A 15,950-nucleotide genomic window follows, 5' to 3' on the forward strand; every position below is an offset into this window, starting at 1 on the left:
GTTCGTTTTGTCGCGTGTCTTTCTGAAAGGCCCGCTGACTCGTCCCTAGGCTGAAACAAATAACCAAGGAAAGGACGGACGATGAACACTGTCAAGAAAGTCGCTCTGATTTTCGCCGCCGCCGGAATGGCCGCGGGTGCCGCCACGGGCAGCGCCGTCGCCGACGCCGATGCCGAGGGCGCGGCGGTCAAGTCCCCCGGTGTCGCCTCCGGCAACGCCATTCAGGTTCCCGTGAACATTCCGGTGAACGCCTGCGGCCTCGGCATCAACGTCGCCGGCGCGCTGAACCCGGCGTTCGGGAACGTCTGCCTCAACAAGTGATGTCGTACGTCTTCGATTGACGTCGCAGGTCCCCAATGACGTCGTACGTGGACTGAAAGGGCCGATTCCGTACCCCGCGGAATCGGCCCTTCGCGTTGTTCGAGAGGGTCCCTCATTCGTGTGGTCGCCCGCCCGGTTGTCGCCCGTTCGGGTGAGGAATCGGCCGGGCCCATTCGGGTGCGTCGATAAGGTTCCGCGGTGACCTCAACCTCAAGCCAAACGCGCCCTTTCCGGGCCGCCGATCTCGGCACGCTCGCCGTCATGGCCTTCAGCGGTGAAGCGCCCGACGGCGACATGCCGTATCTCCTCGCCTACTCCCTGGGTGACGGTGCGGGTGGCCCGGAGGCCTCCAGGGTCGCCGTCGAGGACCTGCTGCGGAACAACGGTCTGCCCGTCGGCGACTCGCTTCTCGACGGTGCCCGGCAGCCGAGCCTGCCGCTCACGCTCCTCGTCGAGGCGGGCCAGGCGGTCGTCACCATGCCGTACCTCAACGCCCAGTGCGTCGTGCCGCCGGAGTGGCTCGCGGCGGTCGGTGAACGTGGCTACGCCTACTTCCTGTTCGCCACCCGCGCCTGGCCCGGGGCCGAGCCCGGCAAGCCCGTCGCGCCGGAGAACCTGGCCGCCTTCGCGGGGGACGAGGAGACCCTGCTCAGCGCGGCGCACGTGCTCCTGCCCGCGCGCAGGCTGCGCGGCTGATGCCACGGACCGCGGGGGGCAGCCGCGCGCTCGCACTGCTGCTGGTGATCACCGGGGCGGCCGGTCTGCTCGCGGCGTGGGTCATCACGATCGACAAGTTCAAGCTGCTGGAGAACCCCGACTTCGTGCCCGGGTGCAGCCTGAACCCGGTCGTCTCCTGCGGCAACATCATGAAGAGCGAGCAGGCCTCGGCCTTCGGGTTCCCCAACCCGATGCTGGGCCTCGTCGCGTACGGCATCGTGATCTGCGTCGGCGTGAGTCTGCTCGCGGGAGCCGTCTTCCCGGGCTGGTACTGGCTGATCTTCAACGCCGGCACCCTCTTCGGTGTCGGATTCTGCACCTGGCTGCAGTTCCAGTCGCTGTACCGCATCAACGCGCTGTGCCTGTGGTGCTCGCTGGCCTGGGTCGCGACGATCATCATGTTCTGGTACGTGACGTCATTCAACGTACGAAACAAGTTCCTGCCCGCACCCGGCTGGCTGAAGGGGTTCTTCGGGGAATTCACCTGGGTGCTGCCACTGCTGCACATCGGGATCATCGGCATGCTGATCCTGACCCGCTGGTGGGATTTCTGGACGAGCTGACTAATGAGCCCGTCGGGGGAATCTTGAACTGAGGGCGTTCTCAGGATCGTTACCCGGTACGCACGCAGAGCCCCCCGCATCCTGAAAGGGACCGTACCTGAGATGAAGCCGACCACTCGACGAACTCTTGCCGCCGTCGTCACCGGCGTCGCGGCAGCGATGGGTGCCGCGGCGGCGACCCCGGCCGTCGCGGCCGCAACGGTCCCCGTCCCCGTGCCTCTGGACGGTGTGGAGCGGGCCCTCAACCTGCGGACGCCCAAGCTCTCGGGGGAGCTGCCGGTACCCATGCCGGGTGGACCCGAGGGACCGCGGTACGTCGAGGGCCGACTGCTCCCGGACCGGGCCGTGCCACAACTGCCGGTCGGCGCCGGACTGCCCGGGGCGGACCTGCGCACGTCCCTTCCGCACCTCCTCGGGCACGGCTTCGACCACCTCGGGGCCGAGGCGCCCGCCGCCGATCTGTCCGCGCTCACCCCCGGGCTGTCCCTGGACACCCCGCTCACCGCGCCGAACCCCGACCGTTTCGGCCTGCCGGGCCTGAAGCTCCCTCAGGCCGCCGTTCTCGGACCGCTGCTGAAGACGGTTCCCGGGGCGAACGTGGGCACGGGAGCGGAGGCTTAGGGCCCAGGACCCCGGGCGTCCGTCGGCGGGCCGGGGCGTCCGGTCCTGGTCCCGGGCCCGCCGCCCGCACCACCGAACCACCGAACCACCGAACCACCGAACCACCGAACCACCGAACTACCGGACCACCGAATCCGCCGAGGAGAGAACATGTCCGTCAGCAGAGTGTCGAGCAGTGTGTCGGGCAGCGTTTCGGTGACTCGGCGGGGTGCGATGCACGGCCTGCTCGCGTCGGTCGCCGCCGTGGCGCTGGCCCCCGTCCTCGCGGCCTCGTGGCCCCCGCGGCCGCCCCACTCCGGGGACTTCTCGTTCGACGAGACGTACCGCGGTCGCCGCATTCTCGGTGCGAGGACCGGCAACACCGGCGAGGGCGGCCGCGCCGCTTCCGACGGCGGGGAGTGGCAGGTCACCGTGGACGGTCGGCCGCTGCACCTGATGCGCCGTGCGGACGGCACCTATCTGAGCATGGTGGACCACTACCGGTCGTATCCGACCCCGCTGGCCGCCGCGCGCGCGGCCGTCGACGAACTGGGCCCCTCGGAGCAGCTGCGCGGCATGGACGCGGAGGGGAGCGGCCACCATGGCGGTGTACACGCGTAAGGACGTCAGCACGCTGACGCGCGCGGAGCGGCGCCGCTTCGTCGCCGCGCTGCTGGAGGTCAAACGCAGGGGAGAGTACGACGAGTTCGTACGGACGCACATCGACTACTACGTCGCGGACGGCGACAACGGCCTGCGCGCGGCCCACATGGCGCCTTCCTTCCTGCCCTGGCACCGGAAGTTCCTGCTGGAACTGGAAGGCGCGCTGCGCCGCGTGGACTCCAGGGTGAGCGTGCCGTACTGGGACTGGACGCGGGACCGGACACCGTCCTCGGCGCCCTGGAGCGAGGACCTGCTCGGCGGCAACGGGCGGCGCTTCGACCGCCAGGTCATGACCGGGCCCTTCGCCTACGCGCACGGGAAGTGGACGATCAAGGAGGGGGTGACCGACGGCGACTACCTCACCCGCGAGTTCGGCCGCCCGCAGGACCCGATCGAGCTGCCCACGCGGCATGAGCTGGACTCGGCGCTCGCGGACCCCGTCTACGACACGGCCCCCTGGAACTCCACGTCCGCCTCGGGGTTCCGCAACAGGCTCGAAGGGTGGGGGAGCGGGTCCGGCAGCGTGGCCTGGCGCAACCACAACCGTGTCCACCGCTGGGTCGGCGGCGTCATGCTCGGCGGCGCCTCCGTCAACGACCCCGTCTTCTGGCTGCACCACGCCTTCGTGGACCTCCAGTGGTCCCGCTGGCAGCAGCGGCACCGCGGCGCCCGCTATCTGCCGGCTCGGCCGCCTGGCCCCGGCGACTCGGAGCGCGGGCGGATCGTCGCACGGCACGAGAGGATGCCGCCCTGGGGCGTGACACCGGACGAGCTGGAGGATCACAGCAAGACGTACCGGTACGCGTAGCGCGGCATTCGTACGGCACGGGCCGGCATGTGTACGGCACGCGCAGGGCACGGGCTCGGCACGCACGGCACGCGCAGGGCACGGCGAGGCCCCCGGCAGTGGTCACTGCCGGGGGCCTTTCGCCCTGCTGACGTCCTACGTCCGCTGAGGGTGTGTCACTTGCCGTAGCCGTCCGGGCCGTGGTGGCCCTTGTCGTGGTCGCCGTTGTAGATGCAGGTGGTGCCGAAGGTCGGGTTCAGCAGGCCGACGATGTCGACCGTGTTCCCGCACAGGTGCACCGGCACGTTGATCGGGGCCTGGATGAGGTTGCCCGAAAGGACGCCGGGTGAGCCGACCGCCGCGCCCTGGGCGTCCGCGTCCGCCATGGCCAGGCCGGCTCCACTGAGCACCACGGCGCCCGTGCCGAGAGCGACACAGGCTGCCTTCGCGATGCGAGACATCACGTTCTCCTTTGACTCGGTGAGTGCGGCTGCTGGGTCGCCGCCGCACTCACCTTCAACGCGCCCGTCCACCGCTGGTCACGGCGTTCACCGGGGGATCACCCTTTCCGAACAGGCCTTTCGGCACGGGTGCGGTCCCCGCGCCTCGCGAAGGCGAAGGGCGTCCGCCCGAGGCCGCGGGCGGAAAATCACTACGGCTCGCGGTGCCCCCTCAACTAGCCTGCCGGACATGGCAACCGACCAACCGATCGGCCTGTTCGCCGAGGAGACCCGGGTCCGCGCCTTCGCCGCGGTGGCCCTCGGCGCGGACACCCCCGCGAAGGTCATGGAGCGGGCGGGACTGTCCCTGAAGGACACCACCACGGCGCTGCGCCGCCTCCTGGACCAGGACGTGATCACGGACGGCGACGGTGGACTGGCCGTCGACTACGGCCACTTCCGGCAGCTCGCGCGCTCCGCGCGGGCACCCCGCGCGGAGCACCACGGCTCCGGCTCCGGCGACGAGCAGACCGAGACCGTCCTGCGGACCTTCGTGCGCGACGGGCGCCTGGTCCGGCTGCCCGCCCAGTGGCAGCGCAAGCTGCTCGTCCTCCGGCACATCGCCGAGCGGGCCTTCGAGCCGGGCGTCGAGTACCCCGAGCGGACCGTCAACGAGAAGCTGCGCGCCTGGTGCGAGGACGCGCCGGTCGACCATGTGACGCTGCGGCGGCATCTGGTGGACCTGCATCATCTGCACCGGCAGTACGGCGTCTACTGGCGCCCCGCCGAGGCCTGATCCACCGGCGGTCGAGGCTTGAGCCACCGGCGGTCGCGGTCCGAGTCACCGGCGGTCGCGGTCCGGGCTGGCTGCGGAGCAGGCCCGCCGGCACCGCCCCGTCGCCCGGGTACTCGCTCGGGTGATGGGCATCGGCAGGGTCGCCCTTGCCACCACGGCGGTCTACCGGGGGCCTGCGCTCCCCTGACCGTGTGGGTCAGCCGAGGCGGCGTACGGGGCTGCCCGCGAGGAAGGCCCGGATGTCCTCGACAGCCCCGCCGTAGTACGCCTCGTAGTTGGCCCGCGACACATAGCCGAGATGCGGGGTGGCGAGCAGGCGCGGGGCCGAGCGCATCGGGTGGTCGGCGGGCAGCGGCTCGATGTCGAACACGTCGACGCCCGCTCCGGCGATCCGGCCCTCGCGCAGGGCGGCGAGCAGCGCGTCCTGGTCGACGATCGCCGCGCGTGAGGTGTTGACGAGACAGGCGGTCGGCTTCAGGAGGGCCAGCTCGTCGGCGCCGACCAGGCCACGGGTGCGCTCGCCCAGCGCGAGGTGCACGGAGACGAAGTCGCTGCTCGCGAGCAACTCCTCCTTGGAGGCGACCCGTTCCACCCCGACCTCCTCGGCACGCTCCTCGGTGAGATTTTGGCTCCACGCGCCGACCCGCATCCCGAACGCGAGGCCCACCCGCGCCACCCGGCCGCCGATCTTCCCCAGCCCCAGCAGGCCGAGCCGGCGGCCGTACAGATCGGCTCCGACGGTGCTCTGCCAGGGGCCGCCCGACCGCAGGGCGTCGTTCTCCGTGACGAGGCCCCGCGCGAGGCCCAGCAGCAGCGCCCACGTCAGCTCGACCGGTGGCGTCGAGGAACTCGGGGTGCCGCACACGGTCACGCCGTGCGCCTCGGCGGCCGCGTAGTCGATCACCGTGTTGCGCATTCCGGAGGCGATCAGCAGCTTCAGACGGGGCAGCCGGGCCAGCAGGGAGGCGGGGAAGGACACCCGCTCGCGCAGGGTGACGACGATGTCGAAGTCCGCGAGTACGGCGGCGAGCGCGTCCTCCTCGCCGAAGTGCTCCCGGAAACTCACGACCTCCACGTCGTCCGCGACCGGCGACCAGTCGGCGGTCGCGGTCGCGACGCCCTGGTAGTCGTCGAGCACCGCACAGCGAAGTGGCACGTCAGGTTCCTCCCGTCCCGCCCAGGTTCGATCGGACCCTACCCGAGCGGCGTTTTTCGGGTCTCCGGCGCCCTGGGGGGAGGCGGCTGTTCCGGAAGCCGCGACGGCCATTCGCCCCGCGTGGCAGTATCTGGGCTCCCATGAGTGCGTCCCCAGAGGTACGGAGCCTGCGCGCGGCGGTGTTCGCCGTGCTGTGCGTGCTGCTGGCCGCCGGGGGACACGCGCTCGCGACGGGGCAGGCGCCGCCGCTGTGGGCGGACGGCGCCGGATTCCTTGTCGTCTTCGCGGTCGGCTGTCTGCTGGGCGGCTGCGAACGCTCACTCGTCGGGATCGGCGGCGGAATGCTGACCGCCCAGGCCGGACTGCACCTCGCGTTCGAGGCGGCCGGTCCGCGGATGGCGATGAACATGCACGGCGCCCAGATGGCGAACCCGCACACGCACGCCATGACTCCGCACGCCACGGCCGCCCACGTGACCGCCGCCGTCCTCGCGACCTGGTGGCTGCGGCGCGGCGAGGCCGCCTTCTGGTCCCTGCTGCGACGGGCCGCGGCGCTCGTACCGGGGCTCGCCGCCTGGTGGCGGGTGTCCGCCGGGGCGTTCGCCGCGCCGGCCCGGCCGGACCTCGTCTGCCGGAACGCCGCCGCGCCCCCGCCGCTTCGGCAGCTGCTGCTGCGGCACGCCGTCTCCCGTCGTGGACCACCGGCCGGGCTCTCGTACACGCCCTGACCGCATTCACACCAGTACGGAGTTCCCCTGATGTCCCCGATTCGCACCACCCTGCGCCGCGTCGGCGTCGTCGCCGCCCTCACCACGGCCGGGGTCCTGGCCGCCGCGGGTGCCGCCTTCGCGCATGTGACGGTCCACCCCGAGAGCTACGCCAAGGGAGCCACGGACGGCCTCCTGACCTTCCGCGTCCCCAACGAGGAGGACACCGCCAGCACCACCAAGGTGCAGGTCTTCCTGCCGACGGACCACCCGGTCCTCGGCGTGCTCGTCACCCCCCAGGAGGGCTGGACGGCGCAGGTGACGACCACGAAGCTCAAGACCCCCGTCAAGACCGACGACGGCACCATCACCGAGGCCGTCTCGGAGATCACCTGGACCGGCGGCCGGATCCGGCACGGCCAGTACCAGGACTTCGATGTCGCCTTCGGCCAGCTGCCCGACGACACCGACCAGTTGAGCTTCAAGACCTTGCAGACCTACTCGGACGGCAATGTCGCCCGCTGGATCGAGGCGGCACAGAAGGGCGCGGAGGAGCCGGAGAACCCGGCGCCGGTCCTCACCCTCACCGCCCAGTCCGCGGAGACCGGTTCCGACGAGGCCACGGGCTCGTCGTCCGGCTCCGACACCACCGCGTCCTCGGACTCGACCCCGGCCGCCGCGGCCAAGAGCTCGGCGTCGAGCAGTGACTCCACGGCCCGTGGCCTGGGCATCGCCGGGCTGGTCGTGGGCGTCCTCGGCCTGGCCGCGGCCGCCTTCGCCCTCGTGCGCGGCCGCAACACCCCCTCGTCGTAGCGCCGATGCCCCCTCGTCCTGGGGCGAGGGGGCATCACCTGCCGCTGCTCGACCTTGACCGGAGTCGAGCCCCACGATGAGTGGCGCGTGAGAATTTTCCGTACCCACCCGTGACCGTCGGCACCTGGATGCGAGGATGAGCCCGCCATGACAGCTGGGTGGTGTTCTCGCACGGTACGGGCCGCGGTGTTCGCGGTCGTCTGTGTGCTGCTCGCCGCCCTGGGACACGTGATGATGTCCGGCGGCGCGGTGCCCTGGTGGGCCCTGGGTGCCTCGGGTGCGGCGATCGGCGCCGCGGGCTGGTGTCTGGCCGGCCGGGAGCGCGGACTTCCCCTGATCGTGTCCGCCGTTGTCGCCGCGCAGGCGGTGCTCCACTCGGTGTTCTCGCTCGCGCAGTCGTCGGGGTCCTTGGGGGTGTGGGGCGCGGCGGTCTCGGTCTTCACCGGCCATGACATGCACTCCATGCCCATGAACTCCACGTCCGTGGGCTCCATGCCCATGAACTCCACGTCCGTGGGCTCCACGTCCGTGGGCTCCACGTCCATGGGGTCCATGTCCCTGGGTTCGGCGCACATGGATGCCATGGACATGGGCGCGATGGATCACCTGGGGCACGCGGCGGGCGGCACCTCGTCCTCGCTCGGCATGCTTGCCGCCCACCTGCTGGCCGCCCTGCTCTGCGGCCTCTGGCTCGCACACGGAGAGCGCGCCGTCTTCCGTGTCCTGCGCGCCGTCGCCGGCTGGCTGGCCGCGCCGCTGCGGCTGCCGCTCGCGCTGCCCGTACCGGTGGGCCGCCCACGCCTCCGGCTTCGCCGCGACCGTTCCGCCCGCGTACCTCGCGGGCTCCTTCTCGTCCACGCGATCACTTCTCGGGGTCCGCCCGCCGGGACCGCTGTCGTCTGAAGACAGCCGGTTCCCCGGGGCGGCCCCTGTGCGTCCCGGGCCCCGGCCGTACGTCCTCGTGCGGCCGTTTCCCTCACCGGACCCTCTGGCCGCTCTCGCGCGCCGGGTCCGGATCCCGGACCACCCGAGAAGGACACCAGGTGACCACTCCTGCCCTGCCCACCTCACGTGACGCATCGCTGACGGCCTGGGCGCTGGCCGCCCGTGGCGGCGATCCCGATGCCGTCGACCGTTTCGTCCGCGCCCTCCACCGTGATGTACGCCGCTATGTCACCTATCTCGGCGCGGACCCGCAGGCCGCCGACGACCTGGCCCAGGACACCTTCCTGCGCGCCCTGGGCAGCCTGCACCGCTTCGAGGGCCGCTCCTCGGCCCGCAGTTGGCTGCTGGCCATCGCGCGCCGGGCCGTGATCGACAGTTTCCGCAACGCGGCCACCCGGCCCCGCCTGGCCGACTCCGACGACTGGCAGCTCGCCGCCGAACGTGCCCAGCCGCGCGGCCTGCCGGGCTTCGACGACGGCATCGCTCTCGACGAACTGCTGGCCGCACTGCCCGAGGAGCGCCGCGAGGCCTTCGTACTGACCCAGCTCCTGGGACTGCCGTACGCGGAGGCCGCCGTGGTCAGCGACTGCCCCGTGGGCACGGTTCGCTCACGCGTGGCCCGTGCCCGTACCGCACTGATCGCCTCGCTGTCCGATGCCGAGCGCTGTGGGCCGGCCGAGCGGCACACCGCGGCGGCCGAGCAGCGCGGGCTGGCCGACGCGATGGCCTGACGGGGACGGCCGGAAAGGGGGACGGCCGGAAAAGGGGCGCGGCCCCGGACGCCTGGGGGCGGGCCGGGGCCGCGGCTCACGGAGTCACCGCGCCGAGCTCACTCGTTCTTGCGGTCACTCGCTGTTGAGTTGCCAAGGAGCGGTGCTGCTCAGCGGTGTTCAGCGCTGAGCAGCCCTTCTTCAGTTCTGCGTCGGTGTCTGCTTCTTGCGGACGAGGAACACCGCCGCGCCGCCGACGACGAGCAGGACGACAGCTGTGCCCGCGATGATCGGGGTCGCGCCGGAACCGCCGGTCTCGGCGAGGTTGGTGCCCCCGGTGGAGGTCCCGCTCGTCAACGCCGGGCTCGGCTCACCGACCGTCTGGGTCGTGATGTCGCTGGCGCTGCCCTGTGTCTTGCAGTCGAGCATGCCGGTGAACTGCTTCTCGAAACCGTTCGCGCCCGTGAGCGTGAAGTCGTACGCCGAGTCCTCCTGCAGTGGAACCGTCACCGTCAGGGACTCGCCCGCCGCCACGGTGTGCTCGGCCCCGATCAGCGTGAAGGCGAACGGCGCATCGCCCCGGTTGGCCGCCGTGACGTCCACGCCGCCCTTGGCGCAGTTCTTCTCGGCGGACAGCGCGGGTATCGCACCCTCCTTGGCCCAGTTCGCGGTCGCCGTCGCGGAGACCGTCGACTCGCTGGAACCCGCGAGGATCTGTGTCTGGCTGCGCGTCTCCGAGGCGAAGGCCCGGCCGACCGGCACGGTCGTCGACGCCTGCACCGTCAGCGTCGCCGAGCCGTCCGTGCTGTCCTGCGGCACGTCGAAGTAGAGGCGACTGCCGTTCGCCGCCGAGGTGATCGCCTTGCCGTTCTCGTCGACGACCTTCACCCCGCCGGCGACGGCGTCCATCGGCGGCGTCACCGTCACACTGTCCGCGTTGGTGTGCACGGTGATCGGGCCGAGCTTCTCGCCGGCGTGACCGGAGACCGCGGGCGGGTCGAGGGTCAGCGAGGCCTTGGGCTCCGCCATGGTCCGCGCGTTCTTCTGCAGATAGTCCGCCAGCTTCTCGGCCTGCGGGTCCACCGCGTCCACGTCCGCGCCGTCCGAGTACCGCCAGATGGCCACCTGGGTGCCGGCCGCCGCGTCCTGCTCGGTGAGGCCGTGCGCCCCCGCCTGCTCGGCCAGCGCCGCCAGGTTGTTCACCTGCGGGTAGGAGTGCTGCAGGATCCAGCGGATCTTGCCCGCGTCCTTGTTGCCGTTCAACGAGGTGCCGCTCCAGGATGTCTCCTGGTACTGGGCGTCCCGCTGCGTCGGGTTGTGGATGTCGATGCAGTAGGTCTGCAGCATGCCGCCGCCGTCGACGGACATCTCGAACAGACCGGCGGACACCTGCTGGTCCCCGCCGGTGTCGTGGATCACCGCGGGCCCGTACGTCTTCAGCCCACCGATGGCCGCGGTCGCCCCGCCCTGGCTCTGCGGGGCCTCGTCGGCGGAGGCCACACCGGCGGTGGCCATCGCCCCCACGGCGACCAGCCCCGACACCAACGACGCGGCGGCGAGGCGAGCCGCCCCTCGCCTGCGCGCGGACCACGCAGCGAACGAAGAAAACACAGAATTCCCCTCCGAGCAGGACCCGTTGACATGGGGGGACGGTCCCGCCAGCAGAATCAGAAGCCCCGTGAGCTATGCCCGGCATCCTAAGGAAGCGGCGCGCCATGCTTCCCGGTCATGCCGTCGGATAACCGATCCGAATCGGAATCGTTATCGGTCGGCACGTCTGTGAGCTGCGCTTATCGACAAATCCACGGGGAGTGCCCGGAGCACGTTTGTCGATAAGCCACAGTTCGGCCGGATCGCCTGAACGGTCGTTCGTTCGTTCAGGTCGTCGAATCCGTACGTGACATCAGACTCTGACGTCAGGTCACTCCGGCCGGCTCGGGGTGCGGTTGGGAGGCGGCCGCTGCGGACCGAGCCGGTGGTTCTGTCTCCCAACTGGGCTCCGGCTGAGGCGTCGGATTCGCTCCCATGTCACCCTTGGACGCCCGGCGGAACGCGGACGTGCCGCGTGAGAGGTCGTGTCCGATCGCCGCCGCCTCGACATCCGCCGAGGTCCAACTCTGGCCGTCGCGCTGCTCGGTGCGCACCTTCAGCCGCCCCTGCACGACGACCGGGTCGCCCACCGACACGGACGCCCCCACGTTCGTCGCCAGCGCGCGCCTGGCCCACACCGTGAAGAAGTTGGTGTGTCCGTCGGTCCACTCGCTCTTCTCGCGATCCCAGTAGCGCGACGTCACCGCCAGCCGGAACCTCGCCGACGCTCCCGTCGCCAACTCCCTGTACACCGGCTGCGTCGCGACGTTCCCCACCACGCACACCATCGTCTCGTTCATGCCCGGACCCCTCTCCCGTACGGCTGTGTCTGTCGCGGCGATCGCACGTTCCGCGTTCGCCGCGAGTTCAGACTGCCTCCGCCGGGGCGAGCCCGCTGAGCGCTGTGCACCACCAGCGGGTTGTGGACAACCGCATCACTCGATGGGGTGGGGACACATCGGCCGGGAGGTGTTGCCGTGTCAGCCGACAGGCGCCGACGCCCCCGTGACCCGCCCGAACTGCTCCCGTACCTCCCGATACCGCAGCAGCTCCGCCGCCACCGGATCCAGTACCCGCGCCCTCCCGCACCCGGCGGCGGCCTCGCGCAACCGCCGTTCCGCCTCCAACCCGTACCGCCGAGCCGGTCCCCGCGCCGCCATCCTGCTGCCCCACTCGACGGCCGGGCCGCCGATGATGCCGGCCACCATCAGCAGCACCGGCACCCCGAGATTCGGCGCCATGAAGCCGATGACCTGCCCCAACAGCCAGAGCCCGCCGACGATCTGGAGGATCGTCATCGAGGCCTGCGCGAGCACCGCGATCGGCCACCAGCCCGGTCGCGGGGGTCGTCCCACCGGTGTCGTGGCGCGCGTCGCCATGTCGTCCAGCGCCTCCGGCAGCCCCTGCGCACCGCGTACGGCCGCCTCGCGCACCGCCTGCGCCCAGGGCGCGGGCAGCCCGCGGGCCGCCCGGTCCGCCACCGTACGTACGGCCTGCTCGACGCGCTGCCGGGCCGTGGCCTCCTCGTCGGCGGGCTCCCGGACCGCCAGCCGTCCGGTCAGTGATTCGCCCCCGTCGCGGCACCACCGCCACAGCCGCAGCCAGGGTGTGCCGCATGCGCGGTTGGCGTTGCGGCGCCACGCGCGCTCGGCCGCCTGGCCGGCCGCCGTGGCACCCACCGCGTCCGCGAGCCGGTCCGCGAACTCGTCGCGCGCCTCCTCGCTGAGCCCGGTACGTCGCCCGGTCGCGTAGACGGGCCGCAGTCGTGCGGCGGCCGCGTCGAGATCGGCTGAAATTCGCCGTGCGGCGGCTCCTCGCTCGGTCACGAACTGGCCCAGTGACTCGCGCAGCTCCGCGATGCCGTCCCCGGTGAGCGCGGACAGCGCGAGCACGGTGGCGCCGGGCTCGCCGTACTCGCCCAGCGCGATCCCGTCCTCGTCCAGCAGCCGCCGAAGATCGTCCAGGACCTGGTCGGCGGCCTCGCCGGGCAGCCGGTCCACCTGGTTGAGGACGACGAAGGTGACCTCCGCGTGCCCCGCCATGGGCCGCAGATAGCGCTCGTGGATCATGGCGTCGGCGTACTTCTCGGGGTCCACGACCCAGATGACCGCGTCGACGAGGGCCAGGATGCGGTCCACCTGTTCGCGGTGCTGGACGGCCGCGGAGTCGTGGTCGGGCAGATCGACCAGGACGAGGCCGCGTAGCTGCGCCTCCGCCTCCGGGCTCTGCAGTGGACGCCTGCGCAGCCGTCCCGGGATGCCGAGCCGGTCGATGAGCGTCGCCGCGCCGTCGCTCCAGCTGCAGGTGATGGGTGCCGCGGTGGTCGGCCTGCGGACGCCCGTCTCCGAGATGGCCACCCCGGCGAGCGCGTTGAAGAGCTGCGACTTGCCGCTGCCGGTGGCCCCGGCGATGGCGACGACGGTGTGCTCTCCGGAGAGCTTGCGGCGCGCCCCTGCCTCGTCGAGGACCCGGCCCGCCTCGGCGAGCGTCCTGCTGTCGAGCCGGGTGCGGGACAGCCCCACCAGCTCGCGGAGCGCGTCGAGCCGCGACCTCAGGGGGCCGTCGTAGGCGAGCGGGGGCGGCGGGGCCTGTACGACGGTCTTGGTCTCCAGGACCGGGGTGTCCTGGCCGGTGGCCGTCTCGGACGCCCGGCGGGCGATCAGGCCGTCGTCCCAGGCGGTTTCGGAGTCGGTACGGGCGGTTTCGGAGTCGGTACGGGCGGTTTCCGGGTCGGAAGGGGTGGTCTGGGAGTCGGTGGGGGTGGTCTGGGAGTCGGTGGGGGTGGTCTGGGCGTCGGCGTGGGTGGTTTCGGAGCCGGGGCGGATGGTCTGGGAGCCGGGGCGGGCGGTTTCGGAGTCGGTACGGGCGGCTCGGGAATCGGTGTGGGGGGTCTCGGAGTCGGTACGGGCCGGGACGCCGTCGTCCTGCACGCGCGTGTGCCCGGTGTCACGCTCCACGCGCGCGTGCACGCCGCCGGGACGGGCACCGACGGAGGCCGCTCCCTGCGGCCCCTCGCCCCCCTTGACCTCCTCGGCCTGCCCGGTTTCCGTGGCCTTCGCCGCGGCGTCGTGAGCTTCGGGGGAGGCCTTCCCGGCGGCAGGTCCGCCGTCCGTGGCCCGGTCGGAGTCCTTCTCCGGCTCCGGGGACTCCGCGGCCTCGAAACGCGTGCCTTCGGAGAAACCGTTTCCGGGACCGTTTCCGGGACCGTTTCCGGGACCGATTTCGGGACCATTTTCGGAACTGCCCTGGTCGGAGGTGCCGTCTTCAGGGGGCTCGTTTCCGGTGTGGTCGGCGTGATCCGTGTGGTCTGTGACGGCAGTCACCGCGGTCACCTCTCCTTCTGCAGTACCGACAGCGCGGCGATGAGTTCGGCCTGGGGCTCGGGATGCACGTCGAGGGCGTCGAGCGGGGCGAGGCGGCGCTCGCGCTCGGTGTGCAGGGCCCGGTCGAGGTATTCGGTGAGGAGGCGCCCGCCCCGGTCACGCAGCCGCAGGGCCCCCTGCGCGCCGAGCCGCTCGGCCAGCCCCTCGCCCGCGGCCCGTGCCCGGTGGCTGCCCAGGAGCGCGGTGGCGACCAGCGCGGCGACGGCCTCGGCGTCCGGGGCCACGCTCTTGTCGAGGCGGCCGACCTCGTCCTCGGCGTACTCCTCCAGGACCCGCCGCCAACGCCGTACGCTCATGCCGATCCGGTGCTCGGCGTTCTCCAGCGTCGGATCACGGTCCGTCAGCCCCGGAGCCTCCGCACCCGGTTCGCGCCGCCAGGCCTCGTCCACCCGCTCGTCGGCGGCCGTGACGGCGCACAGCAGGAGTGCGGCCAGGCTCTCGACGAGTGCGTCGAGCAGTTCGCCGGAGGTGCAGTCCAGCGGGTAGGCGCGCCACCGCTTGAGCGCGTCCCCGGCGAGCACGGCGCCGGCCTGCAAACGGCCCTTCACGCGCGTGTGCTCGCTGTCGTAGGCCGCGTCGACGGCCGCGGTGAGCCGCAGCGCGGCGGCGTGCTGCGCGGCGGCCGCGCCGGCCAGCTCCGGCATCCGGGACTTCAGCGAGTCGAGGACTCCCTGGGCCGTACGGGCCATCGCCTGGTGCCGGGCTCCCGGGTCCTGTGCCTGGTGGAGGAGCCAGTTGCGCAGGGGCGCGACGGCGGTGGCGGGCAGCAGGCCGCCGCCCCACGCGGACTCGGGCAGTTCGGGCACGGTGAAGCGGGGGACCTCGCCGAGCCCGGCCTTGGTGAGCAGGGCACCGTACTGGCGCGAGACCTCGGACACGACCTGGTGGGGCACTCGGTCGAGGACGGTGACCAGGGTCGCCCTGTGCTCCTTGGCGGTACGCAGCAGATGCCAGGGCACGGCGTCGGCATAACGGGCGGCCGTGGTCACCATGACCCAGATGTCGGCCGCGCAGATCAGTTCGGCGGCCAGTACTCGGTTGTCGGCGACCAGGGAGTCGATGTCGGGCGCGTCGAGGAGGGCGAGGCCGCGGGGGAGGGTGTCGGCGGTTTCGATGCGCAGGACCCTCTCCCCGCGCCCGACGAGCGCCTGCAGGTCGTCGCCGTGCTCCTGATGGGGCATCCACACGCGCGTGAGGTCGGGCAGCACCCGCATCCCGCTGAACCAGTGGTGGTCCTCCGGATGGCACACCAGCACCGGCGTACGGGTCGTCGGCCGCAACACGCCGGCCTCGCTGACCCGGCGTCCCACAAGGGAGTTGACGAGAGTGGATTTCCCCGCCCCGGTCGAGCCGCCGATCACGGTGAGAAGGGGTGCTTCGGGTTCTCTCAACCGGGGCACCAAATAGTCGTCGAGTTGTGCGAGCAGTTCGTCGCGATTGGCACGCGCGCGTGGAGCCCCCGCCAGGGGCAGCGGGAAGCGTGCGGCGGCGACACGGTCGCGCAGGGCGGAAAGTGCGTCGAGCAGCTGAGGCCGTACGTCCAAGGTCACCACATGCGAAGAATGCCCAATTTTGGAGTCTTTCTGAAGCATATGACTATGTCTGCGCGCCGACAGGACACACGGGGCGGAAGGGATGACTGGGGCGCAGGCATAACGAGTGCACAACACCCGATGCGCCAGACGCCAAAAGCGATGCGCGATTCGTACCTGCCTGCGATTATCAGGACCGCTTCACTGAACCTCCACATCGAGCCACG

The 15,950-nt window shown here is 71.7% G+C and carries 17 protein-coding genes and 1 pseudogene; 12 read left to right on the top strand and 6 right to left on the bottom strand.

The genetic code is table 11. The annotated features are described in order from the left end of the window. The first annotated feature begins 81 nt into the window (after positions 1–81). From RV986_RS33965 to RV986_RS33990, 6 genes are all read left to right on the top strand, one after another. Positions 82–321 (top strand): chaplin, encoded by a 240-nt coding sequence (locus RV986_RS33965; RefSeq protein ID WP_475921028.1) that lies wholly within the window; start codon positions 82–84, stop codon positions 319–321. Positions 322–519: 198 nt separating this feature from the next. After that, a complete protein-coding gene (locus RV986_RS33970) occupies positions 520–1,017 on the top strand; it encodes a DUF5949 family protein (protein ID WP_475921029.1) in 498 nt (165 codons plus the stop codon). Next, entirely contained in the window at positions 1,017–1,601 is a 585-nt protein-coding gene (locus tag RV986_RS33975) for a vitamin K epoxide reductase family protein (RefSeq protein WP_475921030.1), read from the top strand. The genes RV986_RS33970 and RV986_RS33975 overlap by 1 nt, the downstream gene beginning before the upstream one ends. 102 nt (positions 1,602–1,703) lie before the next feature. After that, positions 1,704–2,222 carry a hypothetical protein gene (locus RV986_RS33980; RefSeq protein ID WP_475921031.1) on the top strand — a complete coding sequence of 173 codons (519 nt, stop codon included), beginning with the start codon at positions 1,704–1,706 and terminating at the stop codon, positions 2,220–2,222. A gap of 150 nt (positions 2,223–2,372) precedes the next feature. After that, a complete protein-coding gene (locus RV986_RS33985) occupies positions 2,373–2,822 on the top strand; it encodes a tyrosinase cofactor (protein ID WP_475921032.1) in 450 nt (149 codons plus the stop codon). Then, positions 2,803–3,672 carry a tyrosinase family protein gene (locus RV986_RS33990; RefSeq protein WP_475921033.1) on the top strand — a complete coding sequence of 290 codons (870 nt, stop codon included), beginning with the start codon at positions 2,803–2,805 and terminating at the stop codon, positions 3,670–3,672. Before RV986_RS33985 ends, RV986_RS33990 begins: the two co-directional genes overlap by 20 nt. Before the next feature lie 155 nt (positions 3,673–3,827). Here RV986_RS33990 and RV986_RS33995 read toward each other — a convergent pair whose 3' ends face one another. Beyond that, entirely contained in the window at positions 3,828–4,112 is a 285-nt protein-coding gene (locus tag RV986_RS33995; RefSeq protein ID WP_475921034.1) for a chaplin, read from the bottom strand. A gap of 229 nt (positions 4,113–4,341) precedes the next feature. Here RV986_RS33995 and RV986_RS34000 point away from each other — a divergent pair, with 229 nt between their 5' ends. Then, complete coding sequence (locus RV986_RS34000) at positions 4,342–4,887, top strand: DUF2087 domain-containing protein (protein WP_475921035.1); 546 nt, start codon at positions 4,342–4,344, stop codon at positions 4,885–4,887. 79 nt (positions 4,888–4,966) lie between these two features. Next, positions 4,967–5,059 (top strand): annotated as a pseudogene (locus tag RV986_RS34005) (SCO2584 family spore wall biosynthesis protein); the annotation flags it as partial. 24 nt (positions 5,060–5,083) lie between these two features. Here RV986_RS34005 and RV986_RS34010 read toward each other — a convergent pair. Next, complete coding sequence (locus RV986_RS34010; RefSeq protein WP_475921036.1) at positions 5,084–6,043, bottom strand: D-2-hydroxyacid dehydrogenase family protein; 960 nt, start codon at positions 6,041–6,043, stop codon at positions 5,084–5,086. Positions 6,044–6,183: 140 nt separating this feature from the next. Between RV986_RS34010 and RV986_RS34015 the strand changes: the two genes are divergently transcribed. The 4 genes from RV986_RS34015 to RV986_RS34030 all read left to right on the top strand — a co-directional run bounded on the left by RV986_RS34015 (position 6,184) and on the right by RV986_RS34030 (position 9,239). Continuing rightward, on the top strand, positions 6,184–6,771 hold the full coding sequence (locus RV986_RS34015) for a hypothetical protein (protein ID WP_475921037.1): 588 nt from the start codon (positions 6,184–6,186) through the stop codon (positions 6,769–6,771). A 30-nt stretch (positions 6,772–6,801) separates the two neighbouring features. Then, entirely contained in the window at positions 6,802–7,563 is a 762-nt protein-coding gene (locus tag RV986_RS34020; RefSeq protein ID WP_475921038.1) for a YcnI family protein, read from the top strand. A gap of 147 nt (positions 7,564–7,710) precedes the next feature. Beyond that, a complete protein-coding gene (locus tag RV986_RS34025) occupies positions 7,711–8,466 on the top strand; it encodes a hypothetical protein (RefSeq protein ID WP_475921039.1) in 756 nt (251 codons plus the stop codon). Between the two features lie 140 nt (positions 8,467–8,606). Next, positions 8,607–9,239 carry a sigma-70 family RNA polymerase sigma factor gene (locus tag RV986_RS34030; protein WP_475921040.1) on the top strand — a complete coding sequence of 211 codons (633 nt, stop codon included), beginning with the start codon at positions 8,607–8,609 and terminating at the stop codon, positions 9,237–9,239. Positions 9,240–9,419: 180 nt separating this feature from the next. Here RV986_RS34030 and RV986_RS34035 read toward each other — a convergent pair whose 3' ends face one another. The 4 genes from RV986_RS34035 to RV986_RS34050 form a co-directional block, all read right to left on the bottom strand. Further along, positions 9,420–10,829 (bottom strand): Cys-Gln thioester bond-forming surface protein, encoded by a 1,410-nt coding sequence (locus RV986_RS34035; protein ID WP_475921041.1) that lies wholly within the window; start codon positions 10,827–10,829, stop codon positions 9,420–9,422. 305 nt (positions 10,830–11,134) lie between these two features. Beyond that, positions 11,135–11,608: a single-stranded DNA-binding protein gene (locus RV986_RS34040; RefSeq protein ID WP_475921042.1), complete on the bottom strand. Its 474-nt coding sequence runs from the start codon at positions 11,606–11,608 to the stop codon at positions 11,135–11,137. 180 nt (positions 11,609–11,788) lie between these two features. Beyond that, positions 11,789–14,131: a YfjP family GTPase gene (locus RV986_RS34045; RefSeq protein ID WP_475921043.1), complete on the bottom strand. Its 2,343-nt coding sequence runs from the start codon at positions 14,129–14,131 to the stop codon at positions 11,789–11,791. A gap of 5 nt (positions 14,132–14,136) precedes the next feature. Then, the gene (locus RV986_RS34050) at positions 14,137–15,783 is read right to left on the bottom strand and encodes a dynamin family protein (protein ID WP_475921044.1); all 1,647 of its coding nucleotides are present in this window, start codon (positions 15,781–15,783) and stop codon (positions 14,137–14,139) included. Positions 15,784–15,950: the final 167 nt, after the last annotated feature.

The sequence above is a fragment of the Streptomyces sp. RLA012 genome (assembly GCF_056270325.1).

What these genes read in the sequence shown, in the direction of transcription:
- RV986_RS33995 (WP_475921034.1), bottom strand. Translation starts at nt 4,112, where the DNA reads ATGTCTCGCATCGCGAAGGCAGCCTGTGTCGCTCTCGGCACGGGCGCC.
- RV986_RS33985 (WP_475921032.1), top strand. Translation starts at nt 2,373, where the DNA reads ATGTCCGTCAGCAGAGTGTCGAGCAGTGTGTCGGGCAGCGTTTCGGTG.
- RV986_RS34040 (WP_475921042.1), bottom strand. Translation starts at nt 11,608, where the DNA reads ATGAACGAGACGATGGTGTGCGTGGTGGGGAACGTCGCGACGCAGCCG.
- RV986_RS33990 (WP_475921033.1), top strand. Translation starts at nt 2,803, where the DNA reads ATGGCGGTGTACACGCGTAAGGACGTCAGCACGCTGACGCGCGCGGAG.
- RV986_RS34000 (WP_475921035.1), top strand. Translation starts at nt 4,342, where the DNA reads ATGGCAACCGACCAACCGATCGGCCTGTTCGCCGAGGAGACCCGGGTC.
- RV986_RS33965 (WP_475921028.1), top strand. Translation starts at nt 82, where the DNA reads ATGAACACTGTCAAGAAAGTCGCTCTGATTTTCGCCGCCGCCGGAATG.
- RV986_RS34020 (WP_475921038.1), top strand. Translation starts at nt 6,802, where the DNA reads ATGTCCCCGATTCGCACCACCCTGCGCCGCGTCGGCGTCGTCGCCGCC.
- RV986_RS34050 (WP_475921044.1), bottom strand. Translation starts at nt 15,783, where the DNA reads ATGCTTCAGAAAGACTCCAAAATTGGGCATTCTTCGCATGTGGTGACC.
- RV986_RS34025 (WP_475921039.1), top strand. Translation starts at nt 7,711, where the DNA reads ATGACAGCTGGGTGGTGTTCTCGCACGGTACGGGCCGCGGTGTTCGCG.
- RV986_RS34015 (WP_475921037.1), top strand. Translation starts at nt 6,184, where the DNA reads ATGAGTGCGTCCCCAGAGGTACGGAGCCTGCGCGCGGCGGTGTTCGCC.
- RV986_RS33980 (WP_475921031.1), top strand. Translation starts at nt 1,704, where the DNA reads ATGAAGCCGACCACTCGACGAACTCTTGCCGCCGTCGTCACCGGCGTC.
- RV986_RS33975 (WP_475921030.1), top strand. Translation starts at nt 1,017, where the DNA reads ATGCCACGGACCGCGGGGGGCAGCCGCGCGCTCGCACTGCTGCTGGTG.